The 19,989-nt window shown below is 46.4% G+C and carries 17 protein-coding genes; 5 read left to right on the top strand and 12 right to left on the bottom strand.

Going from position 1 to position 19,989, the window contains the following annotated elements; translation table 11 throughout:
* Nucleotides 1-133 precede the first annotated feature (133 nt).
* The gene (locus tag IEW88_RS18085; RefSeq protein ID WP_053425024.1) at nt 134-1,174 is read right to left on the bottom strand and encodes a Leu/Phe/Val dehydrogenase; all 1,041 of its coding nucleotides are present in this window, start codon (nt 1,172-1,174) and stop codon (nt 134-136) included.
* 217 nt (nt 1,175-1,391) lie between these two features.
* Here IEW88_RS18085 and IEW88_RS18080 point away from each other — a divergent pair, with 217 nt between their 5' ends.
* Entirely contained in the window at nt 1,392-1,814 is a 423-nt protein-coding gene (locus tag IEW88_RS18080) for a DUF4826 family protein (RefSeq protein WP_053424874.1), read from the top strand.
* A 137-nt stretch (nt 1,815-1,951) separates the two neighbouring features.
* Here IEW88_RS18080 and IEW88_RS18075 read toward each other — a convergent pair whose 3' ends face one another.
* From IEW88_RS18075 to IEW88_RS18055, 5 genes are all read right to left on the bottom strand, one after another.
* Nucleotides 1,952-3,106 carry a ribosomal protein uL16 3-hydroxylase gene (locus IEW88_RS18075; RefSeq protein WP_147905269.1) on the bottom strand — a complete coding sequence of 385 codons (1,155 nt, stop codon included), beginning with the start codon at nt 3,104-3,106 and terminating at the stop codon, nt 1,952-1,954.
* A gap of 63 nt (nt 3,107-3,169) precedes the next feature.
* Nucleotides 3,170-4,540 (bottom strand): adenylosuccinate lyase, encoded by a 1,371-nt coding sequence (gene purB / locus IEW88_RS18070; protein WP_147905270.1) that lies wholly within the window; start codon nt 4,538-4,540, stop codon nt 3,170-3,172.
* A 9-nt stretch (nt 4,541-4,549) separates the two neighbouring features.
* The gene (hflD, locus tag IEW88_RS18065; RefSeq protein ID WP_147905271.1) at nt 4,550-5,188 is read right to left on the bottom strand and encodes a high frequency lysogenization protein HflD; all 639 of its coding nucleotides are present in this window, start codon (nt 5,186-5,188) and stop codon (nt 4,550-4,552) included.
* A gap of 3 nt (nt 5,189-5,191) precedes the next feature.
* Entirely contained in the window at nt 5,192-6,292 is a 1,101-nt protein-coding gene (gene mnmA / locus IEW88_RS18060) for a tRNA 2-thiouridine(34) synthase MnmA (protein WP_147905272.1), read from the bottom strand.
* Between the two features lie 75 nt (nt 6,293-6,367).
* Nucleotides 6,368-6,835 (bottom strand): NUDIX domain-containing protein, encoded by a 468-nt coding sequence (locus tag IEW88_RS18055; protein ID WP_147905273.1) that lies wholly within the window; start codon nt 6,833-6,835, stop codon nt 6,368-6,370.
* A 381-nt stretch (nt 6,836-7,216) separates the two neighbouring features.
* Between IEW88_RS18055 and IEW88_RS18050 the strand changes: the two genes are divergently transcribed.
* Nucleotides 7,217-9,439, top strand: coding sequence for an NADP-dependent isocitrate dehydrogenase (locus IEW88_RS18050; RefSeq protein ID WP_147905274.1), 2,223 nt, complete (start codon nt 7,217-7,219; stop codon nt 9,437-9,439).
* 367 nt (nt 9,440-9,806) lie between these two features.
* Here IEW88_RS18050 and cspD read toward each other — a convergent pair whose 3' ends face one another.
* The gene (gene cspD, locus IEW88_RS18045; RefSeq protein WP_046518730.1) at nt 9,807-10,028 is read right to left on the bottom strand and encodes a cold shock domain-containing protein CspD; all 222 of its coding nucleotides are present in this window, start codon (nt 10,026-10,028) and stop codon (nt 9,807-9,809) included.
* Between the two features lie 255 nt (nt 10,029-10,283).
* Between cspD and clpS the strand changes: the two genes are divergently transcribed.
* Both clpS and clpA read left to right on the top strand, forming a co-directional pair.
* On the top strand, nt 10,284-10,604 hold the full coding sequence (gene clpS, locus IEW88_RS18040) for an ATP-dependent Clp protease adapter ClpS (protein WP_147905275.1): 321 nt from the start codon (nt 10,284-10,286) through the stop codon (nt 10,602-10,604).
* Between the two features lie 48 nt (nt 10,605-10,652).
* A complete protein-coding gene (gene clpA / locus IEW88_RS18035) occupies nt 10,653-12,908 on the top strand; it encodes an ATP-dependent Clp protease ATP-binding subunit ClpA (protein WP_147905276.1) in 2,256 nt (751 codons plus the stop codon).
* 103 nt (nt 12,909-13,011) lie between these two features.
* Here the strand turns inward: clpA and infA are convergent, their stop codons facing one another.
* The 4 genes from infA to trxB form a co-directional block, all read right to left on the bottom strand.
* A complete protein-coding gene (gene infA, locus IEW88_RS18030; RefSeq protein WP_008610216.1) occupies nt 13,012-13,230 on the bottom strand; it encodes a translation initiation factor IF-1 in 219 nt (72 codons plus the stop codon).
* 95 nt (nt 13,231-13,325) lie between these two features.
* The gene (locus tag IEW88_RS18025; RefSeq protein ID WP_147905277.1) at nt 13,326-14,039 is read right to left on the bottom strand and encodes an arginyltransferase; all 714 of its coding nucleotides are present in this window, start codon (nt 14,037-14,039) and stop codon (nt 13,326-13,328) included.
* Nucleotide 14,040: 1 nt separating this feature from the next.
* The gene (gene aat, locus IEW88_RS18020; protein ID WP_147905278.1) at nt 14,041-14,754 is read right to left on the bottom strand and encodes a leucyl/phenylalanyl-tRNA--protein transferase; all 714 of its coding nucleotides are present in this window, start codon (nt 14,752-14,754) and stop codon (nt 14,041-14,043) included.
* A 27-nt stretch (nt 14,755-14,781) separates the two neighbouring features.
* Nucleotides 14,782-15,738, bottom strand: a complete 957-nt coding sequence (trxB, locus tag IEW88_RS18015; protein WP_053424884.1) for a thioredoxin-disulfide reductase — start codon at nt 15,736-15,738, stop codon at nt 14,782-14,784.
* 230 nt (nt 15,739-15,968) lie between these two features.
* Between trxB and IEW88_RS18010 the strand changes: the two genes are divergently transcribed.
* Complete coding sequence (locus IEW88_RS18010; RefSeq protein ID WP_185148650.1) at nt 15,969-19,217, top strand: sensor histidine kinase; 3,249 nt, start codon at nt 15,969-15,971, stop codon at nt 19,215-19,217.
* On the opposite strand, the gene trhA is transcribed toward IEW88_RS18010, so the two are convergent.
* Complete coding sequence (gene trhA, locus IEW88_RS18005) at nt 19,214-19,864, bottom strand: PAQR family membrane homeostasis protein TrhA (protein WP_147905280.1); 651 nt, start codon at nt 19,862-19,864, stop codon at nt 19,214-19,216. The two genes, IEW88_RS18010 and trhA, sit on opposite strands and share 4 nt — an antisense overlap.
* Nucleotides 19,865-19,989 lie beyond the last annotated feature (125 nt).

The raw sequence follows: 19,989 nt of genomic DNA, 5'->3' as shown, positions 1-19,989 counted from the left end.
AGGAAGATATGGACGTAGAAAACGAGTTTGGAATAATCGAACGGTTCAGACAGCATACTGCTGAGTATGCTGTCCGGTGGGCTGCTTAATGAAAAATTCGTGGGGATCCCTCAGGATCTGACCCCAATTTCAGTTAACGGGCGTTACGGATGATTTCCTGTGCCATTAAATCTGCCACTTCGTTAGTCGGTTTTTGCTGTGCATCAGCGCGTTCAAAGATAGTGATCAGCGTTTGGTAAATCTGGTTTACTTTGGCGGTAGACTCTTCAGCGTTGTAACCCTGCTCACGCATTTCCATTGCGACGTTGATGATACCACCGGCATTAATGACGTAATCCGGAGCGTACAAGATACCTTTTTGACGCAACAGTTCGCCGTGACGGCTTTCTTTGAGTTGGTTATTGGCGCAACCTGCAATAATTTTGCATTTCAGCTGAGCAATAGTGATGTCGTTAATGGTGGCACCTAAAGCGCAAGGTGCGTAGATGTCAGCATCAACTGCATAGATTTCATCTAAGCCCACAGCTGTGGCATTAAACTGAGCGACAGCGCGACTGACGGCGTCCTGATTGATATCTGTCACAATAAGTTTGGCACCTTCTTTGTGCAGGTATTCACACAGATAAAAACCAACACTGCCTAACCCTTGTACCGCAACCGTCAGGCCAGTTAAATTATCACTACCAAACTTGTGTTTCGCTGCAGCCTTAACTCCTCGGTAAGTTCCAAGAGCAGTAAACGGGCCTGGGTTACCGCTTAAGCCTTCTAAACCAGCCACATAAGGAGTTTCTTTGTTGACCATCATAATGTCGCCAGTGGTGATATTGACATCTTCCGCGCTGACATAACGGCCACTTAACGAATGCACAAACTGGCCAAACTTACGGAACAGAGCTTCAGATTTGATTTTTTTCGCATCACCAATAATCACGGCCTTACCACCGCCTAAAGGCAGGCCTGCCATGGCATTTTTATAGGTCATACCGCGGGACAAACGTAATACGTCGACTAAGGCATCTTCATCAGCGACATAATCCCACATACGGCAGCCACCTGTTGCCGGACCTAAGGCTGTGCTGTGAATAGCAATAATGGCTTTTAAACCAGTGCTTTCATCACTACAGAATACAACTTGCTCATGGTTATCAAATTCAGGATGGTTAAATACAGCCACGACTTGTTCTCCGTTGATATAACTCACCATGCCACAGAGGGCAGGGCGTAAGGGCTTTTTTGCGCCGCGGAATGTACCACTTCACTGCAGCTTTCGCCATCGATCTGTAAAAACAAAATCTGGTAAGACCAGGTGATTGTCGACAATTTCAGCCAGCTCTTGATTGTGTGGATTGAGTCACATAAAGTAACGCCACTTGGAGAGAGGGAAAAGAACAATGGCAGAACAATTGACAGCAGAACAGCAGGAACAGGCAGCAAGCGAGTGGGTTCGTACTCAGTTCCAAAAAGCAAACCAGTATCTGGCCGAGAAAGGCATATTACCAGACAATGTCGCAGTGTCTGAATCTCGTTATTTAACACCATTAATGGCGGTATGGAAGATTACAGCTCAGGATCGTAAGCAATACTGGGTAATAAGTGGTGATTTACCTACAGATCATATGGCCATATCTGCAGCCCAAGATGCGCGCGAAGCTGTGCGGGCTTTTTCTTTACAATGGCAGTTGAAAGCTGAGCAAATCATGAATTCAGGTGCTATCGATCAAACGAAGAAGGATTTTGCTAATCTGCTGGTCCATCGTGCTCACGGTTTATATGATTTATTTGATAAAGAAGAACTTTGGGTTAAGCAAGCTTAAGCGAGTAAACAGTATATAAATCTTTACAATGCTTCAGGCTGCATTTTGAATGGTTACAGATAGAGTGCGATACAAAGCCTGAGCACAAAAAAACCGCCATTAAAGCTGGCGGTTTTTTATTGGATCAAAGACTTGGTTTATTCCGTAAAATACCAATAGCCTTTGTTAATGAGCAACGTGATCAACTGTAAGCGACCCTGATCGGCAGCAAAATGCTGGCAATCCTGCTGACTGAGGCTGACTTGGTCTGTCAATTTTTTAACGGTTTCAAGTTCAATCGCAGGCACTAAAAAACGGTCGCCATTGATAAAGAGTTGAATATCTTCAGCGGTATTCGCCTGGTAATACAAAGTGCGCAGGCCGCCTAATTTGGCTAGCACAGAGCCTTCTTCCAGGTACTCAGCTATCTCATCGGCTTCATAATGTGGATCGGGTTCTGTAGCGTCCAATTCATGTTTGGCATGACTGATATAACTGCCGAACCACTGCGCTGCGAAGTCTTTGTCATCCACTAACTGGCGCAACAACGTTTGCACCTGGGTTAAATCCTGGTCGCTGATAGCGCCTACAGAATCAGGGATCTGACGAGATGGATCCGTAAAGCGTTTGCCTGTGATGTCCTGATCAATCAGGTGATCGGCCAAGCCTGTCAGTAAATCTTTTTGCGCAGGTGCCCGGAAACCGACCGAGTAGTTCAATGACGGGTCCAACGAGATACCGTCGTGTGGGCAACCTGGTGGAATATATAAAATATCGCCAGGTTCAGTGATCACATCAATACAGTCGATAAAAGGCGTGATCTGCAATAAACGTGGGTGGGGGCAGTGCTGTTTTAAGCTGCTGTCCGGCATACCGACACGCCAGTGACGTTTGCCCTGACCCTGGATAATAAATACATCGTATTGGTCCAGATGCGGGCCTACGCCACCACCTGCGGTAGAAAAACTCACCATCAAATCATCAATACGCCAGTTCGGAATAAAGCGGAACGGCTCTATCAACGCAGCAGACTGCGGGTGCCAGTGATCTACCGCCTGAACTAATAAAGTCCAGCCTTCTTCACCTAAATGACTGAAATCCTCAAAAGGGCCAGTCTCCATATCCCAGACTGCATTTTTATTGCTGACAATACGGGATTCAATTTCTTCTTCACCGGCAAGGCCAGCCAGCTCGTCCGGGCTGATCGGGTCGATAAAGTTTCTAAAGCCAGCTTTGATTAATAAAGGCTTTTTCTGCCAGTATTCTGCTAAAAACTGCGCAGGTGTTAATTCATTTAAAAATAATTGGTACATAAATCACCATAAAAACAGGGCGATAAAATCGCCCTGTGGAAAAATAATCTGTTAACACCAAGCTTAGTTGAGTAAATCGACTAACTCGATAGCTGCACCTATATAGTTATCCGGGCGCAGTGCTTTAAGTTCAGTTTTCACTTGTTCCGGCAGTTCTAACTTGTCGATAAACACAGCTAAATCCTGCGGTGTGATGCGCTTACCGCGGGTCAGTTCTTTCAGCTTTTCATAGGGCTGTTCAATGCCATATTTACGCATCACTGTTTGTACCGGCTCTGCCAGTAATTCCCAGTTCTGATCCAGCTCGCTTAGCAAGTTGGCTTCGTTGACTTCCAGTTTGCTGATGCCTTTTAAGCTCGCATGATAAGCAATAACCGTATACGCAAAACCTACGCCTAAGTTACGCAGCACAGTGGAATCTGTTAAATCACGCTGCCAGCGTGATACCGGGAGCTTGGACGATAAATGTTGGAATATGGCGTTGGCCAGACCCAGATTACCTTCAGAGTTTTCGAAGTCGATTGGGTTGACTTTATGTGGCATAGTCGAAGAGCCAATTTCACCGGCAATAGTGCGCTGCTTAAAGTGACCTAAAGCAATATAACCCCAAACGTCACGGTCAAAATCGAGCAGAATAGTGTTAAAACGCGCAATAGCGTCAAACAGCTCGGCAATGTAATCATGCGGCTCAATTTGAGTGGTGTAAGGGTTCCAGCTTAAACCTAAGCTTTTGACGAATTCTTCTGCAAACTGATGCCAGTTCAGGTTCGGATAGGCTGATAAATGCGCATTGTAGTTGCCGACAGCGCCGTTGATTTTACCCAGCAGTTCCACTTTGGCAATTTGCTCACGCTGACGCTTTAAACGCATGTACACGTTCGCCATCTCTTTACCTAAGGTAGTTGGAGAAGCGGGCTGACCGTGAGTTCTGGCCATCATAGGAATGGCTTTGTACTTTTGCGCTAAAGTTTTGATTTCACTTAATAACTGATCGCAAAGTGGCAACAGCACTTCATCACGTGCTGCACCTAACATCAAACCGTGCGACAGGTTATTGATATCTTCAGAGGTACAGGCGAAGTGAATAAATTCACTGACCGCTGCTAATTCAGCATGGCCCGCTACTTTTTCTTTTAATAAATACTCAACCGCTTTGACGTCGTGGTTGGTGGTGCGCTCGATATCTTTGACACGCTGCGCATCAGCAAGGCTGAAATTGTCGACAATTGAGTTGAGTAGCGCGTTGGCACTGTCTGATAAAGCCGGAACTTCAGTGATAGCTGCTGTGGCTGCTAATTTTTGCAACCAACGCACTTCCACAGTCACCCGGAATTTGATTAAACCATATTCACTAAAAAACTCACGCAGCTCGCTGGCTTTTGAGCCATAGCGGCCATCTACAGGGGAGATGGCGGTTAATGCTGATAATTCCATTAGGTGCTCCTATGAATGGGTTGGGGCAATAGTCTGTAAAACGGATTTGGCTTCACTGAGCAGGGCTTTGCGTTTGAAAATAAAATGCAAACGACTACCACCGGCCTGACGCCATAACACCACGGCGCGGATAGCTGCCAATAACAAAGCGCGAACTTTATGCTGCACCAGTGGTTGTTTCAGCAATTCTGGCTGACCAGCGACCTGAATTCGGGTGCCTAAAGAGCTGATGCATTCGACATAAATATCAGCCAGATTAGCAATGATGTTTTCATCGGTAATAGCAAAATGCTGCAGTTGCTGCTCTAAGCGGGATAAGCGTTTACCCAGGTTATCCAGATTATCGCGGTTTTTTGTCAGCTTACGCTCCAGTGCAATAACGGACACCACATAACGGGTCAGTTCGACATCTTTGCGCTGATTGTCACCTAACTGATCCACCAGACACTGATAACCAGTTTTGAGGTTCGCGATATCCTTACCATAAATATCCAAAGGCTCAGCCGGCGATAAATTAGCGATACTGGCTAAACATAACTGCAAATCAGGCAGAGCTACATCATTGCTGCGTGTGACCTGCTGTAAAAGCTTGAGTGCCTGGCACATACCGGCCAGAGCAAGGGTTTGAGTCTGAATACTGTGTTGCATAAGTTACTGTATGGCCGAGTTAATAATGCCACCACCCAAACAAATCTCGTCGCTGTAAAACACAGCAGACTGACCTGGGGTCACGGCTTTTTGAGGCTGATCAAATACCACAACCACAGTGCCATCTGGCATAGGGGTCAGGGTACATGGAATATCGGTCTGACGATAACGGGTTTTCACAGCGCAGCGCAGCATCTGCTGCGGGCCAGTGCGATCGACCCAGTGCAGTTGATTGGCGACTAAGCCTTTGGAGAACATACTCGGATGGTCATGACCCTGAGCGACAATAAGACGGTTATTGACCAAATCTTTTGATACTACATACCAGGGCTGATCATCACCATCTTTTAAGCCACCAATACGTAAACCTTTACGCTGGCCTAAAGTGTGATACATCAGGCCATCGTGCTGGCCAATTTTATCGCCGTCTACTGTGTAAATATCACCAGGCTGGGCCGGCAGATACTTTTGCAGGAAATCTTTAAATTTACGCTCGCCGATAAAACAAATGCCTGTGCTGTCTTTTTTATCGTGCGTAATTAAGCCTTGCTCTTCGGCAATAGCCCGTACCAGAGGTTTTTCCAGATGACCAACAGGGAACAGGGTTTGCGCCACATGTTCTTCACCTATGGTATAGAGGAAATAGCTTTGGTCTTTATTGGTATCCAGACCCCGCAATAACTGCCAGTGGCCTTCGACTTCACGGCGCTGTACATAATGGCCTGTGGCGATATAGTCGGCACCTAAAGCTTCGGCGGCAAATTCAAGGAAAGCTTTAAACTTAATTTCCTTGTTGCACATAATATCCGGGTTCGGCGTGCGGCCAGCTTTGTATTCCTCGAGGAAATATTCAAACACATTGTCCCAGTACTCAGCGGCAAAGTTGACTTTATGCAGCTTGATACCCAGCTTGTCACAGACGGCCTGAGCATCCTTTAAATCTTCAGCAGCAGCGCAGTATTCGCTGTCGTCATCTTCTTCCCAGTTCTTCATAAACAGGCCTTCGACCTGATAGCCTTGCTGCATCAGCAGATAGGCGGACACTGAGGAATCAACACCACCGGACATACCGACAATGACTTTTTTGCTGCTGTTATCTGACATTACACCGCACTTTTTAATGGCTGGATGGGAACGGGCGCGGATTATAGCACCAAATTCTTTGCCAAAAAATGTTAATCAAAGCGAATGTGTGATGGCATTTCTGATCTGACACAGTGGTAACAACTGCTTTTGTTCAAACTGGGAGATGGCATCCAACACGAGTTGACTGCGGGCGGGCAGGACATGACTACGTAATTCCTCCAGACTTAACCAGTGCAGTGCCAGAATATCAGTGTCTTGTGGATGATACAGCGCTGGTAATTCATCAGGCGTAAATACAAAATTGACCCGCACATAAAAATGACCATTCGCCGCTTTAAGCTGAGATATCCCCAACCAGGCACTGGGTTCCAGACTCAAGCCTGTTTCTTCCTGCAATTCGCGTTTCACCGCACTGATTAAATCCTCATTTTCTTCAACATGGCCAGCCGGCTGATTTAATACCAAACGATCAGAGCTTTTGTCTTTTTCTTCCACCAATAAATAACGACCCTGAAAATACAACACTGCTGCGACAGTTAAATGCAATAAAGGACGGGACATAAACAACAGGCTCCTGATATGAAAAGATCAAATAAAAACACGGCGAAAAAACAGCAAAGTCATCTATTTATGCCATATATGGACAAAAAAACCGATCTTTTGTTGTATTTGCAGCAAAACGCCCATAAATCGTTACAGTTGCTCAAGTGGTCAGGCCGCGGAACTCTGTTTTCTGCCTGACATTTCAGTAATATAAAGCGCGACAGAGTGTGAGCAGCTACTACTTCTGTCTTAAAGCGCATGTCATTGACTAGGCTCTTAGAATGAGCGCTGTTATACTCGGGCACCACGAGTAACTGTAACGTTTTAAACAGCACAGGCACGTCAACGAGGATGTGGCTGGCTAACAACTCAATTTTTGCTGTAAATTCAGGAAACGATATGACCACCTCAAAAATTATCTACACTATTACGGACGAAGCCCCGGCACTGGCCACTTATTCTTTTTTACCTGTAGTGGAGGCTTTTGCCAAAACTGCGGATATCGAAATAGAAACTCAGGATATTTCTCTCTCTGGCCGCATTCTTGCTTTGTTCCCTGAATTTCTGACCGAAGCACAGCGTCAACCTGATGCTTTAACAGGTTTAGGCGAGCTGGCAAATACACCTGAAGCCAATATCATCAAGCTGCCAAATATCAGTGCGTCCATTCCACAGTTAGTGGCAGCTATTAAAGAGTTGCAAGCTAAAGGCTACAAACTGCCTGATTACTCAGAAGATCCAAAAACAGCGGAAGAAAAAGAAGCCCGCAGCCGTTACGACAAAGTCAAAGGCAGCGCGGTCAACCCTGTACTGCGTGAAGGTAACTCTGACCGTCGTGCTCCTGCTTCTGTTAAACAATATGCCCGTAAAAACCCACATTCTATGGGCGCCTGGAGCAAAGAGTCGAAATCTCACGTGGCTCATATGAGCGCAGGTGATTTCTACGGCAGCGAAAAGTCAGTGACTATTAAAGACGCTGGTCAGGTGCGTATTGAGCATGTAGCCGCTGATGGCAGCGTGACTGTACTGAAAGAAAAAACTGCAGTAAAAGCCGGTGAAATCATTGATGCTTCTGCCATGAGCAAAAAAGCACTACGTGATTTTATCGCCACAGAAATTGCTGATGCAAAAGCCAAAGATGTGCTGCTGTCTGTGCATTTAAAAGCCACTATGATGAAAGTGTCTGATCCTATTATGTTTGGTCACGTGGTCACTGTATTCTTCAAAGACGTGTTTGAAAAACACGCCGCCACTTTCGCTGAATTAGGTGTCGATGCTAACAACGGTTTAGGTGATGTTTACGCAAAAATCGCCAAGCTGCCAGCCGATAAAAAAGCGGAGATTGAAGCCGATATCAAAGCTGTGTATGCCAAACAACCAGCTCTGGCCATGGTAAATTCTGATAAAGGCATCACCAACCTGCATGTACCAAGCGATGTGATTATCGACGCTTCTATGCCTGCAGCTATCCGTTCTTCTGGCCAAATGTGGGGCCCGGACGGCAAATTAAAAGACACCAAAGCTATTATTCCTGACCGTTGTTATGCTGGTGTGTATCAGGAAACCATTAATTTCTGCCGTGAACACGGTGCTTTTGACCCTCGTACTATGGGCTCAGTACCAAACGTCGGTTTAATGGCGCAAAAAGCCGAAGAATACGGCTCACACGACAAGACCTTCGAAATTAAAGCTGATGGTCAGGTGCGCGTCGTAGATGCTGCTGGCACAGTGCTTATTCAGCACAACGTTGAGCAAGGCGATATCTGGCGTATGTGTCAGGCCAAAGATGCTCCAATCCAGGATTGGGTAAAACTGGCTGTTAACCGTGCCCGTTTAAGCAAAACGCCTGCGGTATTCTGGTTAGACAAAAACCGTGCTCATGATGCTCAGCTGATTGCTAAAGTAGAACGTTACTTAAAAGATCACGACACCACGGGTTTAGATATTCAGATCATGTCGCCGGAAGAGGCAACACGTCATACCTTAAAACGTATCAAAGCAGGTCTGGATACCATTTCTGTCACAGGCAACGTGTTACGTGATTACTTGACCGACTTATTCCCAATTCTGGAATTAGGTACCAGCGCGAAGATGCTATCTATTGTACCTCTGATGAACGGTGGTGGTTTGTTTGAAACAGGCGCTGGCGGTTCTGCACCTAAGCACGTTGAACAGTTTGTTGAAGAAAACCACTTACGTTGGGATTCGTTAGGTGAATTCCTGGCTCTGGCTGCCTCTCTGGAGCATTTAAGTCAGGTGACTGGAAACGCTAAAGCTCAGGTGCTGGCAGATGCGTTAGACCAGGCCACAGCTAAGTTCCTTGATAACGATAAATCCCCAACCCGTAAACTGGGTCAGTTGGATAACCGTGGCAGTCACTTTTATCTGGCATTCTACTGGGCTGAAGCTCTGGCTGCACAAAACAAAGACGCAGCCTTAGCGACCCGATTTGCGCCGCTGGCCAAAGCTTTGACAGAGAACGAAGCCAAAATTGTGCAGGAGTTAAATTCCGTGCAAGGCAAAGCGGTAGATATAGGCGGTTACTACAAGCCAGACGATGCATTAGCGTCTAAAGCCATGCGCCCAAGCGTCACCTTTAATCAGGCATTAGCTGCACTGTAATTTTAGGTTGCTATCCTAAAGACAAAGAAAGGCGCCTTGTGCGCCTTTTTACATAGAAATTTCCCAAAGTAATTGATGTTGCAGCTAGGCGACAAACGAGCGAGACCCCAGGAGCATAGTTGTCCTATGTGCAATTGGATTGAAGCGAGAACGCGCAGTCATGCCAAACGGATATTTTCAAAATAACTGGGGCGAGGAGTGCGGCCAACAACGCTGCAGCTTCAAGTACGAAGGAGAAAAAAACATCTGGAATGTTTTTTAACAACGCGAAGCGTTGGCCCGAACGGGTGAGCGCCAGGGATGGTAGCGAATAGAGAAAAATGCCGGCTTAAGCCGGCATTTCATATGGATAGTGGGCTTTAGAACCTTATTCAGGTTTATGGCCTTCTGGCAGTGCAATATTTACTGCATGTAACCCTTTTGGGCCCTCAGACAGGTCAAATACCACGTCCTGGCCGGCCTTCAGCGTACGGTAGCCATCCATGTTAATGGTTGAATAATGGGCGAAGATATCTTCGTCACGACCATCTTCACGAATAAACCCAAATCCTTTGGCATTATTGAACCATTTCACTTTACCGGTAGCCATACTACTTCCTTCTCTAAGTTAGCTAAATTCTGTATTCTAAGACGGAGCAACAGGGAGCTGCGGGCAGACTCCACCATTTACTGTAGATAATTTGTGCAGCTAGTCAAGTTTTTTACACCCTTGTAAAGCGGCGTTGCAGGTACTATCTATTAGATAAGGCATACAGAGTGGCCGCAAAGCCTGTAGTGGCTTTGGGTCCGGTGAAAAAATTCATCAATGCAATTTTGATGCTTTGAACAGGCGTGGCTATAGTTTATGAGCGGTTATAAAGAAAACAACGTAATAGATCACGGAGTGGTGGAGAAAACCCGGCAACAGGTGAAACCTCCTTCCATGTATAAAGTCATACTTCATAACGACGATTACACCCCGATGGATTTTGTCATTGATGTGTTGACCCGGTTTTTTAATATGCAGTATGAAAAAGCCAGTGAAATTATGTTGCAAGTACATAATGAAGGTATGGCGGTTTGTGGCGTGTTCACAGCCGAGGTTGCGGAGACCAAAGTTCAGCAAGTGTCCATTTATGCGAAAGAGCACGAACATCCATTGTTATGCACTATGGAGCGGGCTTAACGCCAAACAACTGCTGTTGTAACTCAGGTGGATTAGGAGTGATGTTGTATGTTGAACAAAGATCTTGAGTTAACCTTAAATCTGGCGTTTCGGTTTGCGCGGGAAAAACGTCATGAGTACATGACGGTGGAACATTTATTATTAGCGCTGCTAGATAATCCGGCAGCAGGGGAAGCATTAAAGTCCTGCGGTGCCAATATAGACCGCCTGCGGCTTGACCTGTCGCATTTTATTGATTCAACCACCCCATTATTGCCAGAAGATGACACAGACCGTGATACGCAGCCTACGCTCGGATTTCAGCGTGTGCTGCAACGTGCCGTGTTCCATGTGCAGTCCTCGGGCAAGTCAGAAGTTACGGGCGCTAACGTACTGGTCGCTATTTTCAGTGAACAGGAATCTCAGGCTGTGTATTTGCTGAAGAAAATCGATATCAGTCGGTTGGATATCGTTAACTACATTTCGCACGGCGTGATTAAAACCGAGAAAATCGAGCAGCAGGACGAGCAGCAAGATGAAAACGGTGATGTGCAGATTGAAGAAAATAAATATCTGGAAAGCTTCACCGCCAATCTGAATGTCCTGGCGAAAAATGGCCAAATTGATCCTTTGGTTGGCCGTGATATGGAGCTGGAGCGCACTATTCAGGTGTTGTGCCGCCGTAAGAAAAACAACCCGTTACTAGTGGGTGAAGCTGGCGTCGGTAAAACTGCCATCGCCGAAGGTTTGGCCTACCGTATTGTCAATAATCAGGTGCCCGAAGTCATTGCCAACGCCACTATTTATTCGCTGGATATGGGCTCTTTACTGGCAGGCACCAAATACCGTGGTGACTTTGAGAAACGTCTAAAGTCGTTACTCAAAGAAATCGAAAACGAAAAAGATGCAGTGCTCTTTATCGATGAAATTCATACCGTCATCGGCGCAGGTGCGGCGTCCGGTGGTGTGATGGATGCATCCAATCTGATTAAACCTCTGCTGTCGAGTGGTCGTTTACGTTGCATAGGCTCAACCACTTATCAGGAATTTAAAAACATCTTTGAAAAAGATACAGCGCTGGTGCGCCGTTTCCAGAAAATTGATGTGGTTGAACCCAGCGTAGATGACACCACCCAAATTTTGCTGGGTTTAAAAGAACGTTACGAAGCTCACCATGGCGTGCGTTATACCCAAAAAGCGCTGCGTGCTGCCGCTGAGTTATCGGCTAAGTACATCAATGAACGGCATTTACCGGATAAAGCCATAGACGTGATTGACGAAGCCGGTGCCAGTCAGCGGTTATTGCCTGTGTCTAAACGTAAAAAAGTCATTAATGTGCCGGAAATCGAACACATTATTGCCAAAATGGCGCGTATTCCTGAAAAGTCAGTGTCAGCCTCTGATAAAGATGTGCTGGCGAACTTAGACCGTAACCTGAAACTGGTGGTCTTTGGTCAGGATGAACCTATTGAAGTGTTAACGTCGGCGATTCGGTTATCCCGCTCAGGTCTGGGCAACGAAGAAAAGCCTATTGGTAACTTCTTATTTGCAGGCCCAACAGGGGTAGGTAAAACCGAAGTGACCAAACAGCTCGCCAAAATTATGGGTGTAGAGCTGCTGCGTTTTGATATGTCTGAATATATGGAACGCCATGCCGTCAGCCGCCTTATTGGTGCACCTCCTGGTTACGTAGGTTTTGATCAAGGTGGTTTATTGACAGATGCGGTGTCCAAACACCCCTACTCGGTGGTGCTGCTGGACGAAATAGAAAAGGCCCATACCGACATCTACAACATTTTGTTGCAGGTGATGGATCACGGTACGTTAACCGACAATAGCGGCCGTAAAGTCGATTTCCGTAATGTGATTCTGGTGATGACCACCAATGCCGGTGTGCAGGAGACGGTGCGTAAAACCATCGGCTTTAAACAACAAGATCACAGCCATGATGCGTTAGCCGAAATTAACCGGACTTTTAGTCCTGAGTTCAGAAACCGTCTGGATGGCATCATTTGGTTTAAACATTTATCCCGCGACATTATTCTGCAAATTGTCGATAAGTTTGTCTGCGACTTGCAGGTGCAGTTGGATAAAAAACAAGTGTCGATGGAACTCAGTGGTGCTGCCCGTCAATGGCTGGCCGACAAAGGCTATGATCAGGCAATGGGGGCTCGTCCTATGGCTCGGGTGATCCAGGAACAGCTGAAAAAGCCTTTAGCCAACGAAATACTGTTTGGACGACTGGCGCATGGCGGTGATGTGCGGATTGATCTGAAAGGCGATGAATTAGAATTTGATTACAACGAAGAAGAAATACTAGCTTAAAACAGCATCACGTAGTGAGAATACGAAAAAACCCGGCTTGGCCGGGTTTTTCTTTATAAAGCATGAAGCAAATAGCGTTAGCGCTATCTGGTTCCGTCAAATCTTAACGTTGACGGAACACGATGCGACCTTTGGTCAGATCGTAAGGAGTTAATTCAACAGTGACTTTGTCACCTGTCAGAATGCGAATGTAGTTTTTACGCATTTTGCCTGAAATGTGGGCAATAACTACGTGGCCGTTTTCTAACTCGACCTTAAACATGGTATTTGGCAGGGTATCTAAGATAGTCCCTTGCATTTCAATTACGTCTTCTTTCGCCATTCAGCGTGCCAGCCTCTTATTTAAATTCATTAGTTCAAAAAACTGCCGCAGATTTTGCCGAAAAAGGGCGGATAAGTAAAGCAACATAGACAGATTTAGCGAAATGAGAGCCATTCTCCGGCTATAAAGCGTTGTTGTGGCAAAAACTTTGCCTTATAACTCATTTTTTGGCAGTGCTGGATGTAATAACCCAGATAGACAAAATGGATGTTTTGCGTTTTTGCCAGTTCAATCAGCGCCAGAATGGCCAAGGTGCCAAAGGCCAATACATGGCCTGGCTGATAAAACGTGTAAACAGCTGAAAATGCGTTAGGTGTGCAATCCACTATTGTCACTGCAACCAGTTGATCGTCCAGATACTGCTCTAAAAACTGCACTTTTAGCCAGCTGGCTTGCCATAAATAGCGCATTTGTTCCGGGCTGGTCGGTGCCATAGAACTATCCGCATGTTTAGTTTCAACGTAGTTCTGATACAACCCATAATAACGTGCTGTGCACAGCTCCTGATCACTATGCTCTACGAGCTGATAACGCCAGTAACTGCGCTTTGCTTTGTTCCATAGCCTGCGTTGATTGCTGTTTAACAGCACTGCCGTTGCTTCCAGCCGCACCGATTGGCATTGCTGGCAGTCTTCACAATAGGTGGTATAAATCTGCTCACCACTGCGTCTGAAATTCAGTGTCAGCAGTTGCTGATAAAATTCTGCGTCCAGAGGCTCATCCGGCAGCGTAAAAAGCAAGCGCTCCTGGCGGTCGGGCAGGTAATTACATGGTTGTTGCTGACTGACCCCAAGCTTTAAGCCCGACATTTTAAAACTCCAACTTTAGATCTTGCGCTTTCCAGCTACCGGCAGGGCAAAACAGGGCTTTGTGATTTGCCAGCAGCGTCAGATAGGTTCTGCGAGACAAAGGTTCTGCTCCTAACTGCTGTAAAAAAGGATTCATCATCTGACAATCAATATAGCCTGTGGCAAAAGTCGATAAATGCTGCTGTAGGGCTACAAGCGCGACTTTTGCAGTATTTGGCTGAGTATTGAACATGGATTCGCCACAAAATAGTTGACCGACCATCACACCATAACAGCCACCAACCAGCTCACCTTCAGACCAGACTTCGATACTGTGGGCATGACCTTGTTGATGCAAAGCTATATAAGCCTGTTGAATATCAGGTACTATCCAGGTGCCTTGTTGTGAGGGGCGTGGTGCGCTGCAGGCTTTAATGACCGCAGCAAATGCCTTGTTTACGCTGATGTCAAAACTGCTGTGATGCAGCAGCTTGCGCAACGTGCGGTTAGGCTTTAATGCTCCTGGCATAAAGATGGCGCGTTGTGACGGGCTCCACCATAACAGCGGATCACCGGGGCTAAACCAGGGAAAAATGCCACTGTGGTAGGCTTTGAGTAAACGCTCTGGTGACAAATCACCGCCCATAGCTAATAACCCATCCGGCTCAGTCAAAGCCTGACTGACCGGAGGGAATTCAAGCGAGCTGTTGGATAACTCAGGTAAATAAATCACCACTATTTACCCTTTATAAGTCGCGTGAAACTACTTGGCCAAAGCGTCTAAGTAACGCTCTGCATCTAAAGCGGCCATACAACCCGTACCCGCCGAGGTAATAGCCTGACGGTAAATGTGATCCGACACGTCACCAGCAGCAAACACACCTTCAATGCTGGTTTGAGTCGCATTACCTTCAGTGCCACTTTGCACTTTCAGGTAACCACCATTCATCTCCAACTGACCAGCAAAAATATCGGTGTTTGGTTTATGACCTATCGCAATAAAGACACCAGCAACAGCTACATCTTCAGTCGGCTGGCCATTGGTAGATTTTAAACGCATGCCGTTGACGCCCATATCATCGCCCAGAATTTCTTCCAGCTCACGGTGGGTGTGCAGAATAATATTGCCCGAGGCGACTTTCGCCATTAAACGGTCAACCAGAATTTTTTCCGCTTTGAAGGTATCGCGACGGTGCACTAAATGCACTTCTGAGGCGATATTGGCTAAATACAGCGCTTCTTCGACTGCCGTATTGCCACCACCTACCACTGCAACTTTTTGATTGCGGTAAAAGAAACCATCACAAGTGGCGCAGGCAGATACTCCACGGCCGTTGTAGGTTTGCTCTGACGGCAGGCCTAAGTACTTGGCTGAAGCGCCTGTGGCGATAATCAGGGCGTCACAGCTGTACTGGCCATTGTCACCGGTCAGAACAAACGGACGTTGCTGTAAGTTCACTGTGTGAATATGGTCAAACAGAATTTCAGTGTTAAAGGTTTCTGCATGTGCTTTCATGCGATCCATCAGCGCTGGGCCTGTTAAACCGTGCGGGTCACCCGGCCAGTTTTCTACTTCAGTTGTTGTGGTTAACTGACCGCCCGCTTGCATACCGGTCAACAGCACCGGATTCAAATTAGCGCGCGCAGCATAAACAGCCGCAGTGTAGCCCGCAGGGCCAGAACCTAAAATCAATAAACGGCTGTGTTTAATAGTAGACATGCATTACTCCGGCATTTTTCTGTGGTGTATTCAGTTGAATCCTTAATGGGGCCGATTTTATGGCATTGCAATGGCGAGATAAAGCACAACTGCATTTTTTCCAATTCGGGATCTGGTAAGGATGCCATGCTATGGTATTGTTTGTTTACACCTATTTGCTGTTGTCCTTTTGCCGAGGTTTAAATTGCACTTTATTTCCCTGTTCTTGGTTATCGCAGAGACCTGAATACATGATGAGCAGGTTGTTGCATTTTCTGTTTATGTTGTGGCTGTTGTGCTGCAGTTTTATCTCGTTCGCACAAACGCACTTTACCCGCCTGAGCGTCGATGACGGCTTACCCAATGCCAGTATTTACCGGATAGTGCAGGATAAGGACGGTTATATCTGGTTGGGGTCAACCAACACAGGCCTATTGCGATACAACGGTTATGAATTGGAAGCTTTTGATGTACTGCCTGCCTCGGTCAGTAACAATATGCTGGTGCCCGATATTGATGCTTTGGTGATGGATCACAAGGATCAGTTGTGGATTGGCACCTGGGGGATGGGGTTGAGTAAAGTAGACACCCGAACAGGTGAAATCTCGCATTATTCTGACCGACCTGAAAGTGCCTTCGTATTAACCAGTAATTATATTCAGAGCTTATTACTGGATAAGTCTGGTGTGTTGTGGATTGGCACCAATAAAGGGCTGCAACGATTGCTACCTGACGGAACTTTTCAACTGGTAGGTCAAGCCGATTCAGCTCAGCCGCTGATCAACCAACGGATCTGGTCGCTGGCTCAAACCGAAGATGATACCGTCTGGATTGCAACGGGCAGTGGCCTTCATCAGTGGACAAAACAAGACGGACTCAGTGAGCCTTATCAGGCGTTTGATCAAGACAGTGTCAACAATGAAATACGTACTTTGTTTGCCCAAGGGAACAAGGTGTGGGTAGGAGGGCGTAGCTCACTATTTCAGTTTGATCCTGCTTCATCTGAGTTTAAGAGCATTCCTTTTTTTGATAACGCCGTCAGTCCTATTATTAATGTGCTGGAAACAGATCAGCAAGGTAACTTACTGGTGGGCACCTTTGATGGTATTTATAAAGTCTCATTAACCTCAGGTGTCTTTGAATCTTTTGCCGATGGTAGACAGTTACTTCAAGGCATCAATGTGCGCTCTTTACTGGTCGATCGCAGTGGGTTGTTGTGGGTCGGCAGCCGGGAAAAGGGGTTATTTTATGGCAGGCATCAGCCCTCGGCCTTTAGTGACTTAACCCAGTGGGGGCCTGCAGCGGCTACTTTAGCAAAACAGCAACTGACGGCTGTAAAGGTGGAAGATAACTTTTTATGGCTGGGTAGCTCCGACCAGTTTCATCAAATCAACAGAAAAACAGGTGCTGTGTTATCTCTGGCGATGCCTGCCCGAGTGAATGCTATCACCAGATCCACTCAGGGAGAGCTTTACATAGGTTCAGATAACGGTTTATGGCAATTTGATGAGAATACACAACAGCTGGTGCAGCTGGATGCGGGGCAAAGTCTCCAAGGTACTCAGTGGCAAAATGTACGGGATCTGGTGAGTTTGCCAGATGGCAGCTTGTATCTTGGTTTATGGCAAAACGGTCTGATGCGCTGGGATCCGGCAGGCAATCATCAGTTCTGGTTAGAGGACATGGCGCAGCAAAAAGTAGGTGACGCAGTGCAGGTGGTGCAGGAAATCCAGGGCAAAATCTGGGTTGGTACCCGTTATTCCGGTCTCTTTGTGCTTGACCCTTCCAGTGCTCAATTGCAGTCGTTAGCAAACTTAATTCCTGTGGCACAAGCTCTTGATATTCAATGCATAGCGCAAGGGCCTGACGACACAGTGCTGCTGTGCAGTCGCAGTGGGCTGGTCAGTCTTGATCTAAAGAACCCTGGTATCTCAGGTTTGGGGGATAGTATTTCCGCTGCTAAAGCAGAATTGTTGGGGGCTTATACCGATGTGCAGAAAAACATCTGGTTGCTTTCTGCTCAGGGGTTGAGTTTAAAACCTTATCAGCAAGAACGCCTGATCACCTTTACTGAGCAGGATGGTTTGAATAATAAGGAAATGATTTTTAAAGCATTTTCGGTATCCAAACGCGGTAACTTGTACTTGGGTACTGCAGGTGGTTTGTCTATTGTTCATGCTGAATTGTTGTGGCTGAATCAGCATAAAAGTACAACCCAAGTATCAGGGATATGGATTGATCAGAAAAAACTCAAACCAGGTATTATGCAAGGCTACAGCTCTGAAATTGAATTAAAACCCGGCGAAAGCATTAGTCTGGAATTGGCAAGCCTTGATTATCATGACCCGAAACGTAATCAGTTTATTTACCAATTGGCTGGTGTAGATACTGGCTGGCAATACAGTACTGGCTACACAAAAGTGAATTACAGCCAGTTAGAACCCGGAACTTATCAGTTCAAAGCCTTGGGTTCAAATCAACATGCGTTGTTTTCCGATAAGCCGTATCAGCTTACTATTGAAGTATTGCCCTTGTGGTGGCAACGAGGCTGGGTGATAGCAGGGCTTGGGTTGTTGCTCTTGCTGCTGTTACTCGGAGGCCACGCTTACCGACTACGCCATATGCGACAAATTAATAAGCTGTTGCAGCATTCAGTGCAGGAAAGAGCTTATAACCAGACTGTCCTGGAAACCATGGTGGAAGAGCGGACTAAAGCCTTGCAGGACAGCTCTGCCACTTTGTCTTTACGGACCAGGCAGTTAGAAGTGAGTTTGTCGCAGTTGGCTGAAAATAACAGAGAGCTCAAACGGCTGAATACCTTAAAAGATGAGTTTATTTCAACCGTCAGTCACGAGCTACGCACGCCTTTAACTTCTATTCGTGGTGCTGTGGGTTTGCTTGCGAAAAAAGCGGTAACCGAGGGCTCTGAACATTACGAGCAATTGTTACAAACCGCGCTCGGTAATAGCGAACGTTTGTCTCAACTGATTAATGATTTATTGGATCTACAGAAGTTTGAGTCCGGTAATTTTAGCTTATCCTTTGCGACAACTGACATGAAGCAACTGGTGTTACAGGCATTGGATAGTATTGCCCCTTATGCAGCAAGGTATCAGGTGAGTTTTCAGACTCAGTTGGCAGAGTGTCAGGTGGTGGCTGATCAAACCAGAATAAGGCAGGTGGTAGATAACCTGCTATCGAACGCCATTAAGTTTTCCGCTTCGGGACAGACAGTGGCGGTGAAGTTAACTGAGCTGGTCGGGCGTATTCGTTTTGAAGTACAGGATCAGGGGTGTGGTATTCCTCAAAATTTCCGCAGCCGTGTTTTCGAAAAATTCTCTCAGGCAGACGGCTCCACCAGTCGCAAAGCCGAGGGCACAGGGCTTGGGTTAAATATCTGTAAGACCATTATCAGTGCGCACCATGGCGATATTGGTTTTGAAAGTGAACCCGACCATGGCGCATTATTTTGGTTTGAATTGCCCGTTGCACAAGCTTAAACCTGACGTTGGGGTAATACATACCAATACACCGCCAGAAAATGGCAAGTGCTGCCAGCAAGCACAAACAAGTGCCAGATCAGGTGGTGCATAAACAAGGTTTTTTGCACGTAAAACAGCACGCCACCAGAGTAAAACAAGCCTCCTGCCAGTAACCACCACAAACCAGCCACAGGGACATGGCTCAACATAGGATCAATAGCGATCAGTACTATCCAGCCCATGATCAGATACAAAGCGATAGAAAGTTTTTGATACTTAGCACCGGTAAAGAGTTTTAACAGTACTCCGGCACAGGCAATGCTCCAGACCAGAGCAAATAACCACCAGCCCCAGTTATCCCTTAAGCTGACCAGTGTAAAAGGGGTGTAGGTTCCGGCGATCAGAATAAAAATAGCGGAATGATCCAGTTTTCGGAGCCACAACTTATGTTTAAGGTTCTGCACTGAATGGTACAAAGTGGAACTGCCGTATAACAAAACCAAACTCAGGCCAAAGACCCAACTGCTTAACTGACGCCATGCATCTGCGGCGGACGAAAGCTCCAGCATCAGATATAACCCCAGCAGGCTCGCTAAAATTCCAAGACCATGACTAATGGCATGACTTAACTCTTCTGATGCACTGTATTGGGTGGCTGCTTTCATGTTCTGCTTTATCTGGACTGACCTCAAAGCACTATGGTAACACCGTGCCGATCAAAGCAACCAGTGCAATTCGTTATTTTCATTGGATAAAGGTAAACTAGCCGCCTTTGTGTTTTTACAGTGAA

Source organism: Rheinheimera tangshanensis (assembly GCF_014645135.1).
Classification (GTDB): Bacteria; Pseudomonadota; Gammaproteobacteria; order Enterobacterales; family Alteromonadaceae; genus Pararheinheimera; species Pararheinheimera tangshanensis.
This window is presented reverse-complemented; position numbering and strand designations above follow the sequence as displayed.